Genomic DNA, 15,330 nt, shown 5'->3' with positions numbered 1-15,330 from the left:
TTATCAGGCTTCACGATATCCTCGAAATGTGCATCAAATCCATGCGAATTTAAAATAACGTTTTAATGATATAATAGAAGAACAATCAATCCAAAATACATGAAAGGCAGGTTGAACATGGCTAAACATAAAATCTATACAATGAGTGTTGCAAGTGTCTATCCCCATTATGTTACGAAGGCGGAGAAAAAAGGACGTACAAAAGAGGAAGTCGATGAAATTATTCGCTGGTTGACAGGGTATAGCCAGGAAGAATTGGAAGCCCAACTGGAAAAAAAGACAGACTTTGAAACCTTCTTTGCGGAAGCCCCCCAAATGAATGCTTCACGGACATTGATCAAAGGAGTAATCTGCGGTGTCCGGGTGGAGACAATAGAAGAACCAACGATGCAGGAAATTCGCTATTTGGACAAGCTGATCGATGAATTGGCAAAGGGAAAAGCGATGGAGAAGATTTTGCGGAAATAATAATGATTAAGGAATACGAAGTAAAGAAAGCGTGCAAAAATAACCCTTCACAAGTCCGATAACGTGCATGAGGGGTTATTTTTTATTTATAATTCGAAACGCAATAGTCCGCAATCAATCTATGATAGACTTTATTTATAAATTTCCCGAAAGAAGTGTCATCCATTGCTGAAGGTATGTAAAATCATGATTCAAATAGCTTTTTTATATGGAATCTATCTAATCGGACATTGGATTCAGGAAGCACTGAATCTATTTGTGCCCGGAAGTGTCATCGGATTGATTATTCTGTTTATCCTGCTCTCAACAAATGTTGTGAAGGAAGTGTGGGTAGAAAAGGGTGCTAACTTTTTTGTAAAACATTTAACCCTGTTTTATATTCCTGCCACGGTCGGGATTATCAATTATTTCGGGGTCTTTTCCGGGAAGGGATTGCTCCTGATTGTGATTGTTCTCATGAGTACGGTATTCGTCATGGCAGGATCAGGACTTGTGAGCCAGTGGATGATGCGCGGAAAGGATGTAGAACATGACTGACATCCTGATTGCCATTGCCGCTATAGCGGGTACGGTAGGTATTTATTTAGCGGCAGTGTATACATACAAAAAAATCAATTCCCCATTTACTATACCTGTCATTATATCATCGTTGATCATCATTGTTATATTACTGGCGTTTCACATTCCCTATGAGGCTTACATGCTTGGCGGTGAATGGATAAACCATTTGCTGGGACCGGCAATTGTGGCGCTCGCCTATCCGGTTTATCAGCGGCGGGAAATATTGAAAAAATTGCTGGTACCCATCCTTTGCGGAACGATGATTGGCTCAGCAGTGGGCGTGTCCACGGGTGTAATACTTGCAAAATGGGCCGGATTTGATCAGTTAATTATCCATTCACTTGCGCCAAAATCCGTCACGACCCCGGTAGCTATGGCCATCGCGGACTCGCTTGGTGGAGTAACCCCTTTGGCGGCGGTTTTTGTAATGACAGCTGGAATTGGTGGTGTGTTGATCGGTTCCACCGTCATGAAATACTTCCGGATTCAACACCCTATCGGACGCGGTGTCGGAATGGGCAGTGCCTCACATGCCATCGGAACGGCAACCATCATGGAACAAGACCAGCTTGCAGGGTCGGTCAGTACGATTGCGATGGTTGTCAGTGCGGTAGTTGTATCGGTTATTACGCCGGGGCTGGTTGCTGTTTTGATGTAGTGGACCGTGGGGACAGGCACCCCGGGCCACGCTGCTTTTAATGGCCCAAGGAACTTGTCCCCCTGGACCTGCCCCTGAAAAAAAGTCCTCGTCCCCCATTGACATAATACTGAAATTGGTTCATAATGTTTTCTAATTTATAATTAAACAATAATTTGCAATTTTATACAGGGAAAAGTAATGATTGGGAATCAGTAAATAGTCCTCGGGTGAAAGAGAGTAGAATTCATCGGCTGAAAGATTTTACAACCTGCAATGCTATTGAACCTATCCCCTGAACTGTTGGGCAAATCCCAGCCGGAACCCCTTCGTTAACGGGTTTATGAGTGGATTCTGGAAACTATTCCAGAATCAATCAAGGTGGTACCACGGAGACAATGCGCTTTCGTCCTTTTACAAGGATGGAAGCGCATTTTTTTAACGGAAGGAGCGTCAAGGTCATGAAAAAGCAACGTATTGTTATCAAAATAGGCAGCAGTTCTCTGACAAATAAAAATGGCAATCTGAGCACTGAGAAGCTGTGTGCGCATACAGATGCACTTGCACGATTAAAGCAGTTTGGGCATGAGGTTATTCTCATTTCATCCGGAGCGGTTGCAGCCGGCTTTGCTGATTTGGGCTATCCTTCGCGTCCTGAAACGATTGCCGGCAAACAGGCAGCTGCAGCAGTAGGTCAAGGATTACTATTAAAAGGATATACAGAGCAATTGAAAAAACACGGTATTGTTGCAGCGCAATTACTGTTAACCAGGCAGAACTTACTCCATAAAGAGCAGTACAACAATGCGAATGCAACATTATCTGAGCTCTTAAAACGTAATGTACTGCCGATTATAAATGAAAATGACTCCGTGGCAGTCGAAGAATTGACCTTTGGCGATAATGACATGTTATCAGCATTAGTAGGCGGTTTCGTTCATGCGGATTATTTAATGATCATAACCGATATCAATGGCATATATGATCAAAATCCGCGAACACACCCTAATGCAAAAAGGTTTAATTTTCTTCATACGATTGATGACAGCTTACTAAGCCGTGCTTCCGGAACAGGCACAAAGGTGGGTACCGGCGGAATGAAGTCAAAAATCGAAGCAGCGCAAACTGCATTGGATTTAGGAGTTAAAGTGTTTATCGGATTTCCTTCCGGTGAAGAAACATTTACTCATATTCTTGCGGGTAAAGGGGATGGAACCTATATCGGAGACACCGCCGCGGCAAGTATGAACACGTCAAAGCAGTGGCTCGCCCTGCATTCTGTACCAAATGGAAAAATTGAAGTTGATCAGGGTGCTGCAGCTGCTATTTTGGACCATGGAAAAAGTCTGCTGCCAGCCGGCGTAACAAACGTATTCGGTGAATTCCGGCCCAATGATGCCGTAAAGGTTGCCAACGTCAAAGGCGAAATAGTCGGCATCGGAATGGTGAATTTTTCATCGGATCAACTTTTGAAGATTAAAGGACTGTCAAGCGCAGAAGCGATGATGAAGATAAACAGTACTCATCGCGTAGTAATTCACAGGGATAATTGGGTGCGTCAAAAACGAAAGGAGAATGAAGTATGACTGAAATTATTCACGAAAATAAGAGCAGTGAGTTATTGCAGAAAGCGGCAAAAGCAAAGGATGCCGCCTCCACATTAGCAAAAGCAGCAACCGAGCAGAAAAATAACGCGCTTTATGCGATTGCAGAACAGCTGATCAATGAACAAGCATTTATCATTGCGGAAAATAAAAAAGATTTACTGGCGGGTAAAGAAAAAGGGATGAGCGAATCGTACCTTGACCGCTTAATGTTGGATAAGGCACGTATAAAAGCCATGGCAGATGCCCTGATACAGTTAACAAACCTTGATGATCCAATCGGGGAAGTGCTTGAAAAGTGGACACGTCCAAATGGCCTTGAAATCACGGAAATCCGGGTTCCGCTGGGGGTGGCAGGAATGATTTATGAAGCCAGACCCAATGTAACGGTTGATGCAGCAAGCCTTTGTTTAAAAACCGGGAATGCCGTATTGCTTCGCGGAAGTTCATCAGCTATTTATTCCAACAAAGCGATTGTCAGCGTCATCCGGAATGCGCTTGAAGTAAGTGATCTGCCGGTGGGGTCTGTGCAGCTGCTGGAAGACACAAGGCGGGAAACGACATCGCAAATGTTCAAACTGAAAGAATATCTCGATGTTTTAATACCGCGCGGTGGCGCAGCATTGATTCAGACGGTAGTCGAAAACGCAACCGTCCCTGTTTTGGAAACAGGTGCAGGCAATTGTCATGTTTATATTGATGAAACAGCAGACCCAACAATGGCCGCTGCTATTGCCGTTAATGCCAAAACACAGCGTCCGTCTGTATGTAATGCTTGTGAATCCATACTCGTACAGCGTGATTGGGCATCTAGTCATTTAGCCGATTTAATAACTGCCCTGCAGGAGAAAGACGTTCAAATTCACGGCGATGAAACGGTCCAGCAGGCAGGAAAGGATATCATTCCAGTAACAACAGAAGATTACGGCACCGAATACTTAGGGCTGGAAGTTGCCGTAAAAGTTGTTGAAAACGTGCAAGAGGCCATTCACCACATTAATCAATACGGAACAAAACATTCCGAAGCTATTATTTCTTCTTCCATGGATCATGTCGACCAATTTTTCACAGAAGTTGATGCCGCTGCCGTCTATCACAACGCTTCAACCCGCTTCACAGATGGATTTGAATTCGGATTTGGCGCCGAAATCGGAATCAGTACACAAAAACTCCATGCCCGCGGACCAATGGGGTTGTCCGCATTAACGTCAACTAAATACACAGTCAGCGGTAACGGGCAAATGAAGTAGAGTTTTGGCCGGAGGGTGCCCTGTCCCCCTGGCCCTACATCTACTTCCTGTTCAAAATATAAATAGCCCCGCCAAATCCTAAAATGCACCAAACCATTAAATTAACATAATTTCCTGCAGTTGCTTCAAAGGTGGATGAAGCCAGGGATGCACGCATAACCTCTGCCATGGAGTAGAGGGGCAATATTTCATGAAGTGCCTGAAGCCATTCCGGCAGCCGGTCCATTGGAAAGTTTACCGGTGAAAACATAAGCGCTCCAAATATAACAACTTGAGAAATGCCCAGTGACGCTGTTGGTGATAACAGATAGGAAAACCCATAGCCAACACCAATGGAAGTTAATGCAATCATAAGTAAAGCCGGAGCCACTGTCCAAGAAATATCGTATCCCGGGCTGAACATGAGGTGTGCAACGATAGTAGAAACGATAATAGCCGGTAACGTAATGATTAACCATATGGTTGTATCAGCACCAAGTATGACGGAGCGGTTAACAGGCCATGTACGCATATACTCCATATAGCCATCTGTCTTTGCAGTACCAATCTGTTGCGGCAGGATAACCAGCCCTGTAAAAATTAGAATAATGGTTGGGGCGCCTGTTGCTAAGAATAGAATCGTTTCCGTATCCGGATTTGGTATGAGATAGGTAAATCCGATAACAATTCCAATCGATATCAATATTTGTATTAAAGCGATAAACATGAAAAAACCGGCATTTCTGAGAAGCTGCATCTGAAAAACATACTTATAATGACTGAATGTATTCATTACGAGACCGCTCCTTTTTTTGAAGTTAATTCAATATACGCATCCTCAATTGTAGTTGGAGATAAGGAATAGTCGATAACCAGCCCTTTATCTGCCTGGTCCTTTGCCCAATCGATTGTAGGCGATACGTTTGACGGATCCAGAGAGAAAATTAAACGGGATCCATTCTGGTGCGAGGAAAGTGCCCAATCGGGAACCGCTATATTTTTTAAATCCTTTTCTAAACTGAGCTCAATTCGCATCCGATCGCCCACGGAACTTTTTACTTCTGATGGGTCTCCTTGAGTCAGGATTTTTCCTTTATCCATAATAGCCACCCGATCCACTGCCTTTTCCGCTTCCAGGACATTGTGTGTTACTAAAATAACGGCGTTTCCATTCTTCGTCAGGTCACGTATCACCTGCCAGAGATAACGCCTGCGAACCGGATCAACATCGTTGGTAGGCTCATCAAGGATAACCAGATCACCGGGAGCAATTACCGCCATACAAAATGTTGTCAGCCGTTTTGCACCACCTGAGAGCTTTTCACCTACTGTATTTGCCCATTCCCCCATATCCAATGCCTCAAAAAGCTCTTCCACCCGCTTTGGATCAAAGTTTTTCCCTGCCCGCATTTTTCCCATCAGAGTAACTGCCTGCTTTGGCGTAAGAAGACCCAATGGCACCTGGGATTGCGGCTGCACGGAACAAATCGACCTGGCACGCTCAGGTGAGGCCGTTACCGATTCACCCAACAGTTCCATATCACCATCGTCAGGCGTTAACAGTCCTAATATTTGATTGACCAATGTTGTTTTGCCAGCACCATTCTGTCCAAGAAGCCCAAATATTTCCCCTTTATTAATCGTAAATGAGAGATTGTCATTGGCTACATTTTTGGATGTTCCTTTACCACGAAAAACTTTCGTTACCCCTTTTACATCGAGAATCATTTTTCCAGCCCCTCCTTTGCCATATAAACCCTTTCAATGAAATGGATGACATCTTTATTCATTGGATAAAAGGCAATCCCCTCCTTTAAATTTTGCAACGCTTCCCACATATTCCCCATTAATTCTTCATCATTTCCAAACATTTTATCTGACTGATTTGCCCAGCTTTCCACCAGCTGCTGTGCCTTTTCTGAAGCCGGGTCGATGTCCAGGTTGATTTTGATATCCTGAATGACCCTCATCCATGCCCTGATGTCTTCCTCACTCATATTTTGCGGATTCATTTCCATGATTTTTCTCATTTCATCTTCGTTCAAGTAATCCTCATATTGCTTTAAGGCATCTTCAGGACCCTGCTGATACAACTGAATAATTCCGAAAATAATTTGCCAGTTAATCTCCCCCTCCATTTCAATGGAATAAGAGACACCGAGCAGCGCATGTTCCAACTTCTGCAGGCGTTCCTGTTCCCGTTTAATCAGTTCCTGCTGCTGCTGAATCGACTCCTTCCAGGTCGAAGTGGAATTTTCCAGGATATTTTTAACCTGCTCCAGTGAAAATCCCATATATTTTAAAGCTAAAACACGTTCCAGCCGCATGACGTCATCCTCACTGTATAAACGATGCCCTCCCTCCGTCTTTGATGAAGGTTTAATCAAACCAATTTCATCATAATAATCCAATGTCCTCACTGTAACTCCTGTATTCTTTGACAGCTTTCCAATCGTGTACATGGCATCATCCCTTCTTTTCGCTCTTTAAGTATAAAACAACACGTAACGTGCGGTTCAAGGGAAAATTAAAAAAAGCTTGGACCGTGGGGACAGGCACCCTGGGCCACCAAGCTTTTTAGTAATTCTGCCCAACTTCCAATGGGCACGTTATTTAATGTTTCACATAATTTTTTACACTCATTAATACATACCTAAAAATGGTCCCAGGAACCTGTCCCCTTGGACCTCGGACCCTTTCTCTGCCCACACTTAGCGTCACTTCGCATGAAGCTGACGATGAAGATCCCTGACTTGCTCTGAAAGTTCAGGAACAGGCCCATCTATCGGGGTATCACGTATAACGTCCTGAATGGGAAGATTACGGACACGTGATGCAGGAACACCCATTTCACTCATCCATTGTGCCAGCTGCTTGGATGAACTGGCATAAACAATACGGCCTAATCCAACCCAACCGTGGGCTGCGGCGCACATAGGGCAATGTTCACCAGAGGTATATACGGTCGCTTTGTTTCGTTCTTCGGGTGTCATGTTTTCCGCTGACCAGCGCGCTAAAGCAAACTCCGGGTGCTGGGTCTGGTCGCCGCCGGATACGCGGTTATGGTCTTCTGCCAGCACCTTTCCATCGGCTGAGACAAGAACGGACCCAAATGGCTCATCACCGATATCCAAGGCTTGTTTCGCAAGTTCAACACAACGTTGCAAATGTTTAAAATCGGTATCGTTTATCATATTAAAATACTCCCTTCTTTTGAAATTTCCTTTTTAAAAAAGCAGCTTCCCCGTTCTATTGCCCGATTAACATCATTGTATCACGTTGTTAGTCTGCCTTCCTGCTTCTTGCAAGATAAACTGATTAATAATTGACCAGGCACCCACTTGCATATGTATGAAACCGCTTCATATATGCATAATATAAATAAATTCAAAGAACAAGTAATCTAAATACGGATAGAAATGGTCTGACATTCATATTTACTAAAATACGGAGGAAAATGGGATTTGGGTTTCTTGAATTTTTTTATTACAATTTTATTTGTCGATTATAAAAAAAAGGAGAGTTCGACTTATATATGTGGAAAAAATATCGCTTTTTAAGTATCACTGTTATTGTCATGGCGGCCATGATATTAGCTGCATGTGGTAACGGTAATCAGGAGAATGAATCTGGCAATACCGATGATTCGAGTGACAACGGAAATCTTGGAGAAACAAGCCTTACATTAGGAACAGATAGTTATGTGTCCAACACAACAAATACTTACGTAGCAAAACTAGTGCTGGAGCAGGTCGGTTATGACGTCACAGTAAATCAAACAGACGTTGGTGTTCAATATGCCGGTCTGGCTGATGGATCATCAGATGCAATTGTTGGCGCGTGGCTCCCAACAACACATGGAAGTTACTGGGAACAATATAAAGATAGCCTTCAAAAAATCAACACGGTTACGGAAACCGTGAAACTTGGTTTAGCTGTTCCGTCATATATGGAGAATATTAATTCGATTGAAGATTTGGCAAATAACACGAATAATGTTGGAGAAAAGCTGGAATGGACAATTACAGGTATCAGTCCCGGAGCAGGTGAAATGAAACTAATGGAAAGTGACGTCATGCCTGGATACAAGTTAAATGAAGATTGGGAACTGCTTGAAAGCTCCGGCGCAGCTATGTCCTCAGCTTTATCAGGTGCAATCGATAAAAATGAACCGATTGTTGTCACGTTATGGACACCACACTGGACATTCAATGAATTTGATATAAAGTTCCTGGATGACCCGAAAGGAACATTTGGCAAACCGGATGATATAATATCACTCGCCGGGAAAGACTTTCAAGAACAATCACCAGCAGCATATAAGTTCCTTGAAAAATTCTCACTTACAAAGAAACAAACACAAACGATGATGTCTGATGTTAAAGATGGCATGGATGAAGAAGAGGCCGCACAAAAATTCGTTGACAATAATCCAGACCTGGTAGAAAAATGGCTGGAAGGTATTAAATAAGGAGAAGCAAGTGGAAGCAAAGGGACCTGCCCTTTTGCTTCCTTTTTGTTGAGATCCGCCCAGGGACCATGGGGACAGGCACCCCGGTCCACTCCACCATTCATTAATACATACCTAAAAATGGTCCAAGGAACTGTCCCCTTGGACCAAAAGGCAAAAGAAAAAGCCTTCTATCAACCAAGGCTTTGTGATGAAGTATCAACCTGATTCAATCTCTTCTTAGCAGTCCTCGTCTCCCTTGTCACCGGCATATGCCTAGCCGCCTTACCCAGCCCATAAACCGGCATATTCCCATAAATCGCTTCATAACTGCCACTCGGCAAGACATACGTTTCATGATAAATCCCAATTGCATCCGTATCACCAATTTTCCGGTTAAAATTCTTCCACGCCGTCAAATGCTTCTGCCCCCTTGAGTAGGCAAGCAGATCCTCCTCCGACCGCCAGTAGGTAATCATCACCGTTGTCCGAAGCCCGAAGTAATTTTCCATCGACAGAAAACCGAGCTTCTCCTGATTTTCATACAACTCCCGGATCATCCCCGGCATCGCGGTGAACACCGGCAGCCATTTCCGCACGGCAAGCCGCTTATTAATCCGCATGCCAATCAGGAATACCACCATATCCCGGTCATTTTCCGTCGTATACCGCCCTTCAAAAATCTTCTTTCCCATCACGATCCCTCCCAATTGTTAATGGTACGGACTGTATCCACGCACCATTCCATCGCAGCCGCTGTCACCCGTTTTCCATAGTTCAGGGTAAACAGCCAATACGGCGCGTCCTTTTCATCGTGTAAATTCGTCTGAATCATTTCTTCAATCGCCTCATATGTCTGATAGCGCTCCTGGAGTTTTTGTTTGTACGTTTCCAGCTGGGCTATCGTCTTGTCATGGGTTTGATGCCGACTGAAAAAAACCTTCAGCAGTACATCATTTTTCTCAACAGGAACGGCATCAACAGGGCTTTGCACCCACTCCAGCAATGCCGCTTTCCCTTCAGGTGTTATAAAATATTCCTTCTTGGCCGGTTTGCCTTCCTGCTGCGTTTCCTCAACCGTAGTCAGCCCGTCAGCAACAAGCTTCTTCAGCGTCGGATAAATCTGTCCGTAGCTGATCTTCCAAAAATGATTCAGGCTCTGGTCCATCATCTGCTTGATCGCATACCCCGAATTGCACCCAATCGTGAGCAGCCCCAGTATCGCGTATGTTGTATGATTATGTTTTGTCATAATAACCACCTATCATCATGATATGTATCTTTTTGATATATTATACAGTAAAACTTCATAAATGACAATAATATTTTGAAAATTTTACAAATCTTTAATTTGTGGACATGTTTTTGCACATGTTTTTTGGTAAAATAACGATAAAAGAATGCAACGAGAAAAGGATGTTCAACCGATGAAAATAACCATCATCACCGTCGGAAAAATAAAGGAAAAATATCTGAAGCAGGGCATCGCGGAATATCTGAAGCGGCTCGGGCCGTACGCGAAAGTCCAAATCGTCGAAGTCGCCGACGAAAAAGCACCGGAAAACATGAGTGACGCCGAAATGCAGGACGTAAAGCGAAAAGAAGGCGAGCGGATCCTGTCCAATGTGACTCCAGACACATACCTCGTAACACTCGAAATTGAAGGCAAAATGCTAAGTTCCGAGCAACTGGCAGCCAAACTGGACGAACTTGCAACGTATGGGAAAAGTAAAGTAGCGTTTGTGATCGGCGGCTCGCTCGGAATCAGTGAGGAAGTGCAGAAGCGGAGTGATTTAGCATTGTCGTTCTCCAGGATGACGTTTCCTCATCAGTTGATGCGGCTGGTGTTGCTGGAGCAGGTTTATCGGGGATTTCGGATTACCAAGAATGAACCTTACCATAAATAGCGGTAAAACAAAGGGTGGAAATAGAATTAAATAAAACTTTATTAGAACAAATTAAATAATAAAATACAGCCCTTTGAACTCTTTAACAAGTTTGAAGGGGTTTAGTTTTTGTCTGAAAAAAATTTGCGGATACAGAACAAACATTCCCTTTTAATGCAATTATTCATTGAATTAATGGTATAATAATAGGTAATAGAGAGCCCAAAAGGAGTGATAGATGAAATGGTAAATAAAACAAAAACTTTGATCTATCAACCAGAGTATTGCGACACAAAAATAGATGTTAGGTTAGCAAGTGAAACAGTTTGGATGACACAGAAAGCAATAGCAGAGTTATTTCAAAAGGGAGTAAATACGATTAATGAACATATTAAGAATATCCTTAAACACTTAGAAGAACAAAATTGTTTAAAATATTATACTATAATAAAAAAAGAAGGTAGTAGAAAAATTAAAAGGGAAATTTTACATTATAATCTAGATGTTATCTTTAATATTGCTATCAGGGGTCAGTATTTTGAGGAATTTAATAATTTGATAAATTTCACAAACGCAAATGGTGTGAGCAAGGAATTTTTAGTGTTTATACCAATTAAAGAACGGAAATTTGGAAAAATGTTAAAGAGTACCTTTGATGGTGTTGTGGATATTTATACACAATTTAAAGTGGAAAAATATATCATTGATTTTTACATACCAGAAGTGCGATTAGTAATTGAATATGATGAAAAACATCATAAAAAACAAATTGTTAATGATCGAATGCGACAAAAATTTATTGAGGAAAAATTAGGGGTTGAATTTATAAGGGTTAATGAAGGCGAGGAACTTTATGGCCTAAACCGTATTATTAAGTTTTTAATGAGTAAAAGGATTACAAAAATCAAGTAGGGGTGAATAGGGTGCAGAATGAAACCAATATACTAATCTACCAAACAGAAGAAGGCAACACAAAAATAGACGTCAGATTAGAAAATGAAACCGTTTGGATGACGCAGAAAGCTATTTCGGAATTGTATCAATCAACAAAGCAGAATATAAGTCTGCATATAAAAAACATCTTTGAAGATGAAGAATTGGATGAGGATGCAGTTGTCAAGTTTTACTTGACAACTGCTAATGATGGTAAGAATTATAAAGCAAAACACTACAACCTCGAAATGATTTTAGCAATCGGCTACCGTGTACGCTCCCACCGGGGCACACAATTCCGCCAGTGGGCGACAGAACGTTTAAATGAGTATCTTGTCAAAGGTTTTACAATGGATGATGATTGTCTGAAAGAAATGCGCAATTTTGGACAAGATTATTTTGATGAATTACTTGAACGAATTTGTGATATTCGAACTTCTGAGAAAAGGTTCTATCAAAAAATTACAGACATTTATGCTACCTCCGTTGACTATGATCCAGAGGCAAAAGTTACCCAAGAGTTTTTTGCCACTGTACAAAATAAACTCCATTTGCTATACACGGTCAAACGGCTGCAGAACTCATAGCAAATAGAGCAAAGGCAGAGAAAGAAAATATGGGTCTTACGTCATGGAGAGGTGATAAAGTACGCAAACAGGACATAACAGTTGCTAAAAACTACTTGTCTGAAAAGGAATTAAAGTCACTTAATCGAATAGTTACGATGTATTTGGATTATGCTGAAGATCAAGCAGAAAGACAACGGCCAATGTATATGAAAGATTGGATTAGTAAAATGAACGCCTTTCTGCAATTTAATGAACGTGAGATTCTAGAAAACGCTGGAAAGATTTCAAAAACCATTGCAGATAAGATTGCCATTGCCACTCAAGAATACGAAAAATTTAATCAAAATTGGATTCAACAAAATTCAAATGATGACTTTGAAAAATTTATCGAGAGCAAGGATTTAAGAAGCGATCACTTCACGCTATCTAAAAAAAGGTCCTCACTCTTGAAACTTTGAAACTTCTTATTATAAAAAAATATTGACATGGAGTTAACTCCATCTTTTAAAGTGTTAGTAATATAAGATGGAGGTGTCGGAAATGATTATTATTATCTATGTGTTGATTGGTTTATACGCTATATTAACTGGAATGGCAGGAATTTTTCAATTGAAAGAAAATGAATTTCAGGTTCGTTCAATATTCTTTGTGGTTGTATCTATTAGCATGTTAGTAATTTTATTTATTCCAAATAAGAATAGTATGTTCATTATGCTAATCGTAGCATTTATAATAATGCATCTATTATCGATTGCAGAAGGGATATTGACTAAGAGGAAACTTACATACAGTCATCATATTATTCGATTTATATTCCATGTCATACTAGTATTGCTGGTTTATAACTATATTGTATAGAAGGTGAATTGTCATGAAGATCAGCGAGATTGCATCATGCACAGGTCTAAGTAAAGACACCATACGTTATTATGAAAAGATTGGCCTGCTACATCCAAAGATAGAAAAACATCACCGGGACTATAATGAACAAGACATCGAAGTAGTTGAAATAATTGTCAAACTAAAAAATACCGGTTTTTCCCTCAAAGAAATCAAAATGCTCTTGGATTGGTCAAAATATACTGATGAAAATAAAGAGATGACAAATGAGGAGATTCAAAATCTTAAACAAATAAAAGAGGTTTTCCGAAATAAGCACAAGCAAATGATTCAAAAGGAAGAACAAATTAAAGAAATAAAACAAGTACTGTTAAGAGCAGATAATAAAATTGAATATCTGCTGGAGAAAAATAAGAAGGTGAATATTCAATAATTAATTTTCGGGGCTATCATTTTATAAAACCCTTAGCACAGGTTTTAGTGAGCCTTATCATAAGTGATGGTAAAGTAGCAAGTAGAGGTAATATTTATTTGATAAATCTATTCTAAATAAGATATATAAAAGGCGAATATAAAATTGGAATTATTTTAACGATAAACCCATAGAAAAATAAAAAGGATCTAGGGATATGTCCCAGTTAAGTAGAAGTCCGTTTCTATTAGAATCAGGAAATCCTTTTAGAGGTATTCTGACCACCTTAGGCCAACTACTATTAGCTTTTAAAGAATTAGTTCAAGCTGGATTCTGTTGGTTTCCAAGATTGATAAGATGGAATACAAGCAAAGGCGAGTTGGCTCCTGTATTTCGACATGACTCAGCTAGATACTCATACAAGTTGGAGGGTTCCGCAACATAGAAACAAAGGATATCTATCGAGTGAATAACCTTAAAGATGAAATACGATCAGGAAATAGGATAGGGACACTTGACCAAATACAGGGAAGTATAGATGTTTTGGAAACTCAAATTGGAAAACAGATGAATGATACTAATTGTAAATTTAAAAGGTAGTAGGAAATAGCTCTAGATTGTAAAAGTCTAGAGCTATTTTATTGGTAAATATTTCAGTAAAAAAGCAAATCAATGTGATATAATATTTTAGAATTTGTTTGTATCTTTTAGGATAATGGCAAAAAGCAAATATATTTAATTTAATACATAATTTTAGGGGGGCATTATGAGTAAGCGACAAATAGAATACACGTTTTAATCACAGGGTTACCATGCGATAATCTTCTTAGAAATTAATTCGGGAGGTTATGCAATGACCCTGAAAGACAAAAGAATAGAATGGAAAGCGCGATATGATGACTGGAAAGAAAGCGGGCAAAGCATTGCCGGATGGTGCCGGGATCAAGAAATCAAAGTCCATCAAATGTATTATTGGGTTCAGCGGTTTGAAAAAGATATGATTTCTCCAGAACCGGAGGCAACGGAAACGCAGTGGCTTACTGTTCAAGTGGACGATAAACCAATTTACGCCGAAGACCAGGGACCCATCTTTATTCATGTTGATACCATTTCCGTTGAAGTGCGACCGGAAGCCAATATCCAATTACTGTCCGATGTCATACATATCCTGCAGAACCAAAACGGATGAACTTTCAATTTGATCGTGTATATCTGGCCCGAGGCAGCACGGATCTACGTAAATCCATTGATGGGTTGGCAGTGATTGTAAAAGAATGCTTTGACCTTGACCCCTTTTCCCCCAGCCTGTTCGTGTTTTGTAACCGAAAACGCGATAAGCTAAAGATCCTGCAATGGGAGAATAATGGGTTTTGGTTGCATTACCGGCGTTTGGAAAGAGGCACGTTCCATTGGCCATCCGAAAAGGAGACGGCGCCAATGAACATTAGCCCGCGCCAACTCCGTTGGCTGCTAGATGGTTTATCCATTGAACAAAAGCAAGCACACCGGGAAGTCAAAGCACGAACCATTCTATAAAAATTTGAAATATGGAAATATGGGAATTCGACTAGGCAAGTCGGATTCTTTTTCGTATACTTGTCGTATGGAAAATAGAGCGCATACATCAAACGAATCAATTGAATATTTTAAAGCGCGTACGGAAAAGCTTGAGATGGAAAATGAAGCGTTGGAGGCGGAATTAAAATGGTACCAAGAACAATTTCGTTTGAGCCAACAACGC

At 41.0% G+C, this 15,330-nt stretch carries 19 protein-coding genes, 1 pseudogene and 1 other annotated feature; of the genes and pseudogenes, 14 read left to right on the top strand and 6 right to left on the bottom strand.

Annotated elements, in window-relative coordinates; genetic code table 11:
• Window positions 1-117: 117 nt before the first annotated feature.
• The 5 genes from G6R02_RS16340 (at window position 118) to G6R02_RS16320 (ending at window position 4,520) form a co-directional block, all read left to right on the top strand.
• Entirely contained in the window at window positions 118-468 is a 351-nt protein-coding gene (locus G6R02_RS16340; RefSeq protein ID WP_164670471.1) for a DUF2200 domain-containing protein, read from the top strand.
• 165 nt (window positions 469-633) lie between these two features.
• Window positions 634-1,005: a CidA/LrgA family protein gene (locus G6R02_RS16335; RefSeq protein ID WP_246202636.1), complete on the top strand. Its 372-nt coding sequence runs from the start codon at window positions 634-636 to the stop codon at window positions 1,003-1,005.
• Window positions 998-1,687, top strand: a complete 690-nt coding sequence (locus G6R02_RS16330) for an LrgB family protein (protein WP_164670470.1) — start codon at window positions 998-1,000, stop codon at window positions 1,685-1,687. Before G6R02_RS16335 ends, G6R02_RS16330 begins: the two co-directional genes overlap by 8 nt.
• A 171-nt stretch (window positions 1,688-1,858) precedes the next feature.
• Window positions 1,859-2,083, top strand: a binding site (T-box leader).
• Window positions 2,084-2,127: 44 nt separating this feature from the next.
• Entirely contained in the window at window positions 2,128-3,252 is a 1,125-nt protein-coding gene (gene proB / locus G6R02_RS16325) for a glutamate 5-kinase (protein WP_164670469.1), read from the top strand.
• Entirely contained in the window at window positions 3,249-4,520 is a 1,272-nt protein-coding gene (locus G6R02_RS16320) for a glutamate-5-semialdehyde dehydrogenase (RefSeq protein WP_164670468.1), read from the top strand. The genes proB and G6R02_RS16320 overlap by 4 nt, the downstream gene beginning before the upstream one ends.
• 40 nt (window positions 4,521-4,560) lie before the next feature.
• Here the strand turns inward: G6R02_RS16320 and G6R02_RS16315 are convergent, their stop codons facing one another.
• The 4 genes from G6R02_RS16315 to G6R02_RS16300 all read right to left on the bottom strand — a co-directional run bounded on the left by G6R02_RS16315 (window position 4,561) and on the right by G6R02_RS16300 (window position 7,693).
• Window positions 4,561-5,292: an ABC transporter permease gene (locus tag G6R02_RS16315; protein WP_164670467.1), complete on the bottom strand. Its 732-nt coding sequence runs from the start codon at window positions 5,290-5,292 to the stop codon at window positions 4,561-4,563.
• Window positions 5,292-6,227: an ABC transporter ATP-binding protein gene (locus tag G6R02_RS16310; RefSeq protein ID WP_164670466.1), complete on the bottom strand. Its 936-nt coding sequence runs from the start codon at window positions 6,225-6,227 to the stop codon at window positions 5,292-5,294. Before G6R02_RS16310 ends, G6R02_RS16315 begins: the two co-directional genes overlap by 1 nt.
• On the bottom strand, window positions 6,224-6,961 hold the full coding sequence (locus G6R02_RS16305; protein ID WP_164670465.1) for a MerR family transcriptional regulator: 738 nt from the start codon (window positions 6,959-6,961) through the stop codon (window positions 6,224-6,226). The genes G6R02_RS16310 and G6R02_RS16305 overlap by 4 nt, the downstream gene beginning before the upstream one ends.
• A 255-nt stretch (window positions 6,962-7,216) precedes the next feature.
• The gene (locus tag G6R02_RS16300) at window positions 7,217-7,693 is read right to left on the bottom strand and encodes a nucleoside deaminase (protein ID WP_164670464.1); all 477 of its coding nucleotides are present in this window, start codon (window positions 7,691-7,693) and stop codon (window positions 7,217-7,219) included.
• Between the two features lie 341 nt (window positions 7,694-8,034).
• On the opposite strand from G6R02_RS16300, the gene G6R02_RS16295 reads away from it, so the two are divergent.
• Window positions 8,035-8,970 carry a glycine betaine ABC transporter substrate-binding protein gene (locus G6R02_RS16295; RefSeq protein WP_164670463.1) on the top strand — a complete coding sequence of 312 codons (936 nt, stop codon included), beginning with the start codon at window positions 8,035-8,037 and terminating at the stop codon, window positions 8,968-8,970.
• A gap of 173 nt (window positions 8,971-9,143) precedes the next feature.
• Here G6R02_RS16295 and G6R02_RS16290 read toward each other — a convergent pair whose 3' ends face one another.
• Together G6R02_RS16290 and G6R02_RS16285 are read right to left on the bottom strand one after the other, a co-directional pair.
• Window positions 9,144-9,644 carry a DUF4188 domain-containing protein gene (locus G6R02_RS16290; RefSeq protein WP_164670462.1) on the bottom strand — a complete coding sequence of 167 codons (501 nt, stop codon included), beginning with the start codon at window positions 9,642-9,644 and terminating at the stop codon, window positions 9,144-9,146.
• Window positions 9,644-10,201 (bottom strand): PadR family transcriptional regulator, encoded by a 558-nt coding sequence (locus G6R02_RS16285; protein ID WP_164670461.1) that lies wholly within the window; start codon window positions 10,199-10,201, stop codon window positions 9,644-9,646. Before G6R02_RS16285 ends, G6R02_RS16290 begins: the two co-directional genes overlap by 1 nt.
• Window positions 10,202-10,376: 175 nt before the next feature.
• Between G6R02_RS16285 and rlmH the strand changes: the two genes are divergently transcribed.
• The 8 genes and pseudogenes from rlmH to G6R02_RS19970 all read left to right on the top strand — a co-directional run.
• Window positions 10,377-10,856, top strand: a complete 480-nt coding sequence (gene rlmH, locus G6R02_RS16280) for a 23S rRNA (pseudouridine(1915)-N(3))-methyltransferase RlmH (RefSeq protein ID WP_164671092.1) — start codon at window positions 10,377-10,379, stop codon at window positions 10,854-10,856.
• Between the two features lie 222 nt (window positions 10,857-11,078).
• Window positions 11,079-11,747: a DUF559 domain-containing protein gene (locus G6R02_RS16275; protein ID WP_164670460.1), complete on the top strand. Its 669-nt coding sequence runs from the start codon at window positions 11,079-11,081 to the stop codon at window positions 11,745-11,747.
• A 98-nt stretch (window positions 11,748-11,845) separates the two neighbouring features.
• Window positions 11,846-12,795, top strand: a pseudogene (locus G6R02_RS20450) (virulence RhuM family protein).
• 67 nt (window positions 12,796-12,862) lie between these two features.
• Window positions 12,863-13,195, top strand: a complete 333-nt coding sequence (locus G6R02_RS16265) for a hypothetical protein (RefSeq protein WP_164670459.1) — start codon at window positions 12,863-12,865, stop codon at window positions 13,193-13,195.
• 13 nt (window positions 13,196-13,208) lie between these two features.
• Window positions 13,209-13,610 carry a MerR family transcriptional regulator gene (locus tag G6R02_RS16260; RefSeq protein ID WP_164670458.1) on the top strand — a complete coding sequence of 134 codons (402 nt, stop codon included), beginning with the start codon at window positions 13,209-13,211 and terminating at the stop codon, window positions 13,608-13,610.
• 832 nt (window positions 13,611-14,442) lie between these two features.
• Complete coding sequence (tnpA, locus tag G6R02_RS16250) at window positions 14,443-14,778, top strand: IS66 family insertion sequence element accessory protein TnpA (protein ID WP_164670456.1); 336 nt, start codon at window positions 14,443-14,445, stop codon at window positions 14,776-14,778.
• Window positions 14,775-15,125: an IS66 family insertion sequence element accessory protein TnpB gene (gene tnpB, locus G6R02_RS16245; RefSeq protein ID WP_164670455.1), complete on the top strand. Its 351-nt coding sequence runs from the start codon at window positions 14,775-14,777 to the stop codon at window positions 15,123-15,125. The genes tnpA and tnpB overlap by 4 nt, the downstream gene beginning before the upstream one ends.
• A gap of 19 nt (window positions 15,126-15,144) precedes the next feature.
• Window positions 15,145-15,330 (top strand): hypothetical protein (locus G6R02_RS19970; protein ID WP_205520240.1); only part of this gene is annotated, 186 nt, incomplete at its 3' end.

Source organism: Virgibacillus doumboii (genome assembly GCF_902806455.1).
GTDB classification, from domain to species: Bacteria; Bacillota; Bacilli; order Bacillales; family Amphibacillaceae; genus Lentibacillus; species Lentibacillus doumboii.
This window is presented reverse-complemented; position numbering and strand designations above follow the sequence as displayed.

Bases quoted from the DNA above. Each gene is read 5' to 3' on its own strand.
- G6R02_RS16340 (WP_164670471.1), top strand. From the start codon at position 118: ATGGCTAAACATAAAATCTATACAATGAGTGTTGCAAGTGTCTATCCC.
- G6R02_RS16330 (WP_164670470.1), top strand. From the start codon at position 998: ATGACTGACATCCTGATTGCCATTGCCGCTATAGCGGGTACGGTAGGT.
- proB (WP_164670469.1), top strand. From the start codon at position 2,128: ATGAAAAAGCAACGTATTGTTATCAAAATAGGCAGCAGTTCTCTGACA.
- G6R02_RS16320 (WP_164670468.1), top strand. From the start codon at position 3,249: ATGACTGAAATTATTCACGAAAATAAGAGCAGTGAGTTATTGCAGAAA.
- G6R02_RS16315 (WP_164670467.1), bottom strand. From the start codon at position 5,292: ATGAATACATTCAGTCATTATAAGTATGTTTTTCAGATGCAGCTTCTC.
- G6R02_RS16310 (WP_164670466.1), bottom strand. From the start codon at position 6,227: ATGATTCTCGATGTAAAAGGGGTAACGAAAGTTTTTCGTGGTAAAGGA.
- G6R02_RS16305 (WP_164670465.1), bottom strand. From the start codon at position 6,961: ATGTACACGATTGGAAAGCTGTCAAAGAATACAGGAGTTACAGTGAGG.
- G6R02_RS16300 (WP_164670464.1), bottom strand. From the start codon at position 7,693: ATGATAAACGATACCGATTTTAAACATTTGCAACGTTGTGTTGAACTT.
- G6R02_RS16295 (WP_164670463.1), top strand. From the start codon at position 8,035: ATGTGGAAAAAATATCGCTTTTTAAGTATCACTGTTATTGTCATGGCG.
- G6R02_RS16290 (WP_164670462.1), bottom strand. From the start codon at position 9,644: ATGGGAAAGAAGATTTTTGAAGGGCGGTATACGACGGAAAATGACCGG.
- G6R02_RS16285 (WP_164670461.1), bottom strand. From the start codon at position 10,201: ATGACAAAACATAATCATACAACATACGCGATACTGGGGCTGCTCACG.
- rlmH (WP_164671092.1), top strand. From the start codon at position 10,377: ATGAAAATAACCATCATCACCGTCGGAAAAATAAAGGAAAAATATCTG.
- G6R02_RS16275 (WP_164670460.1), top strand. From the start codon at position 11,079: ATGGTAAATAAAACAAAAACTTTGATCTATCAACCAGAGTATTGCGAC.
- G6R02_RS16265 (WP_164670459.1), top strand. From the start codon at position 12,863: ATGGAGGTGTCGGAAATGATTATTATTATCTATGTGTTGATTGGTTTA.
- G6R02_RS16260 (WP_164670458.1), top strand. From the start codon at position 13,209: ATGAAGATCAGCGAGATTGCATCATGCACAGGTCTAAGTAAAGACACC.
- tnpA (WP_164670456.1), top strand. From the start codon at position 14,443: ATGACCCTGAAAGACAAAAGAATAGAATGGAAAGCGCGATATGATGAC.
- tnpB (WP_164670455.1), top strand. From the start codon at position 14,775: ATGAACTTTCAATTTGATCGTGTATATCTGGCCCGAGGCAGCACGGAT.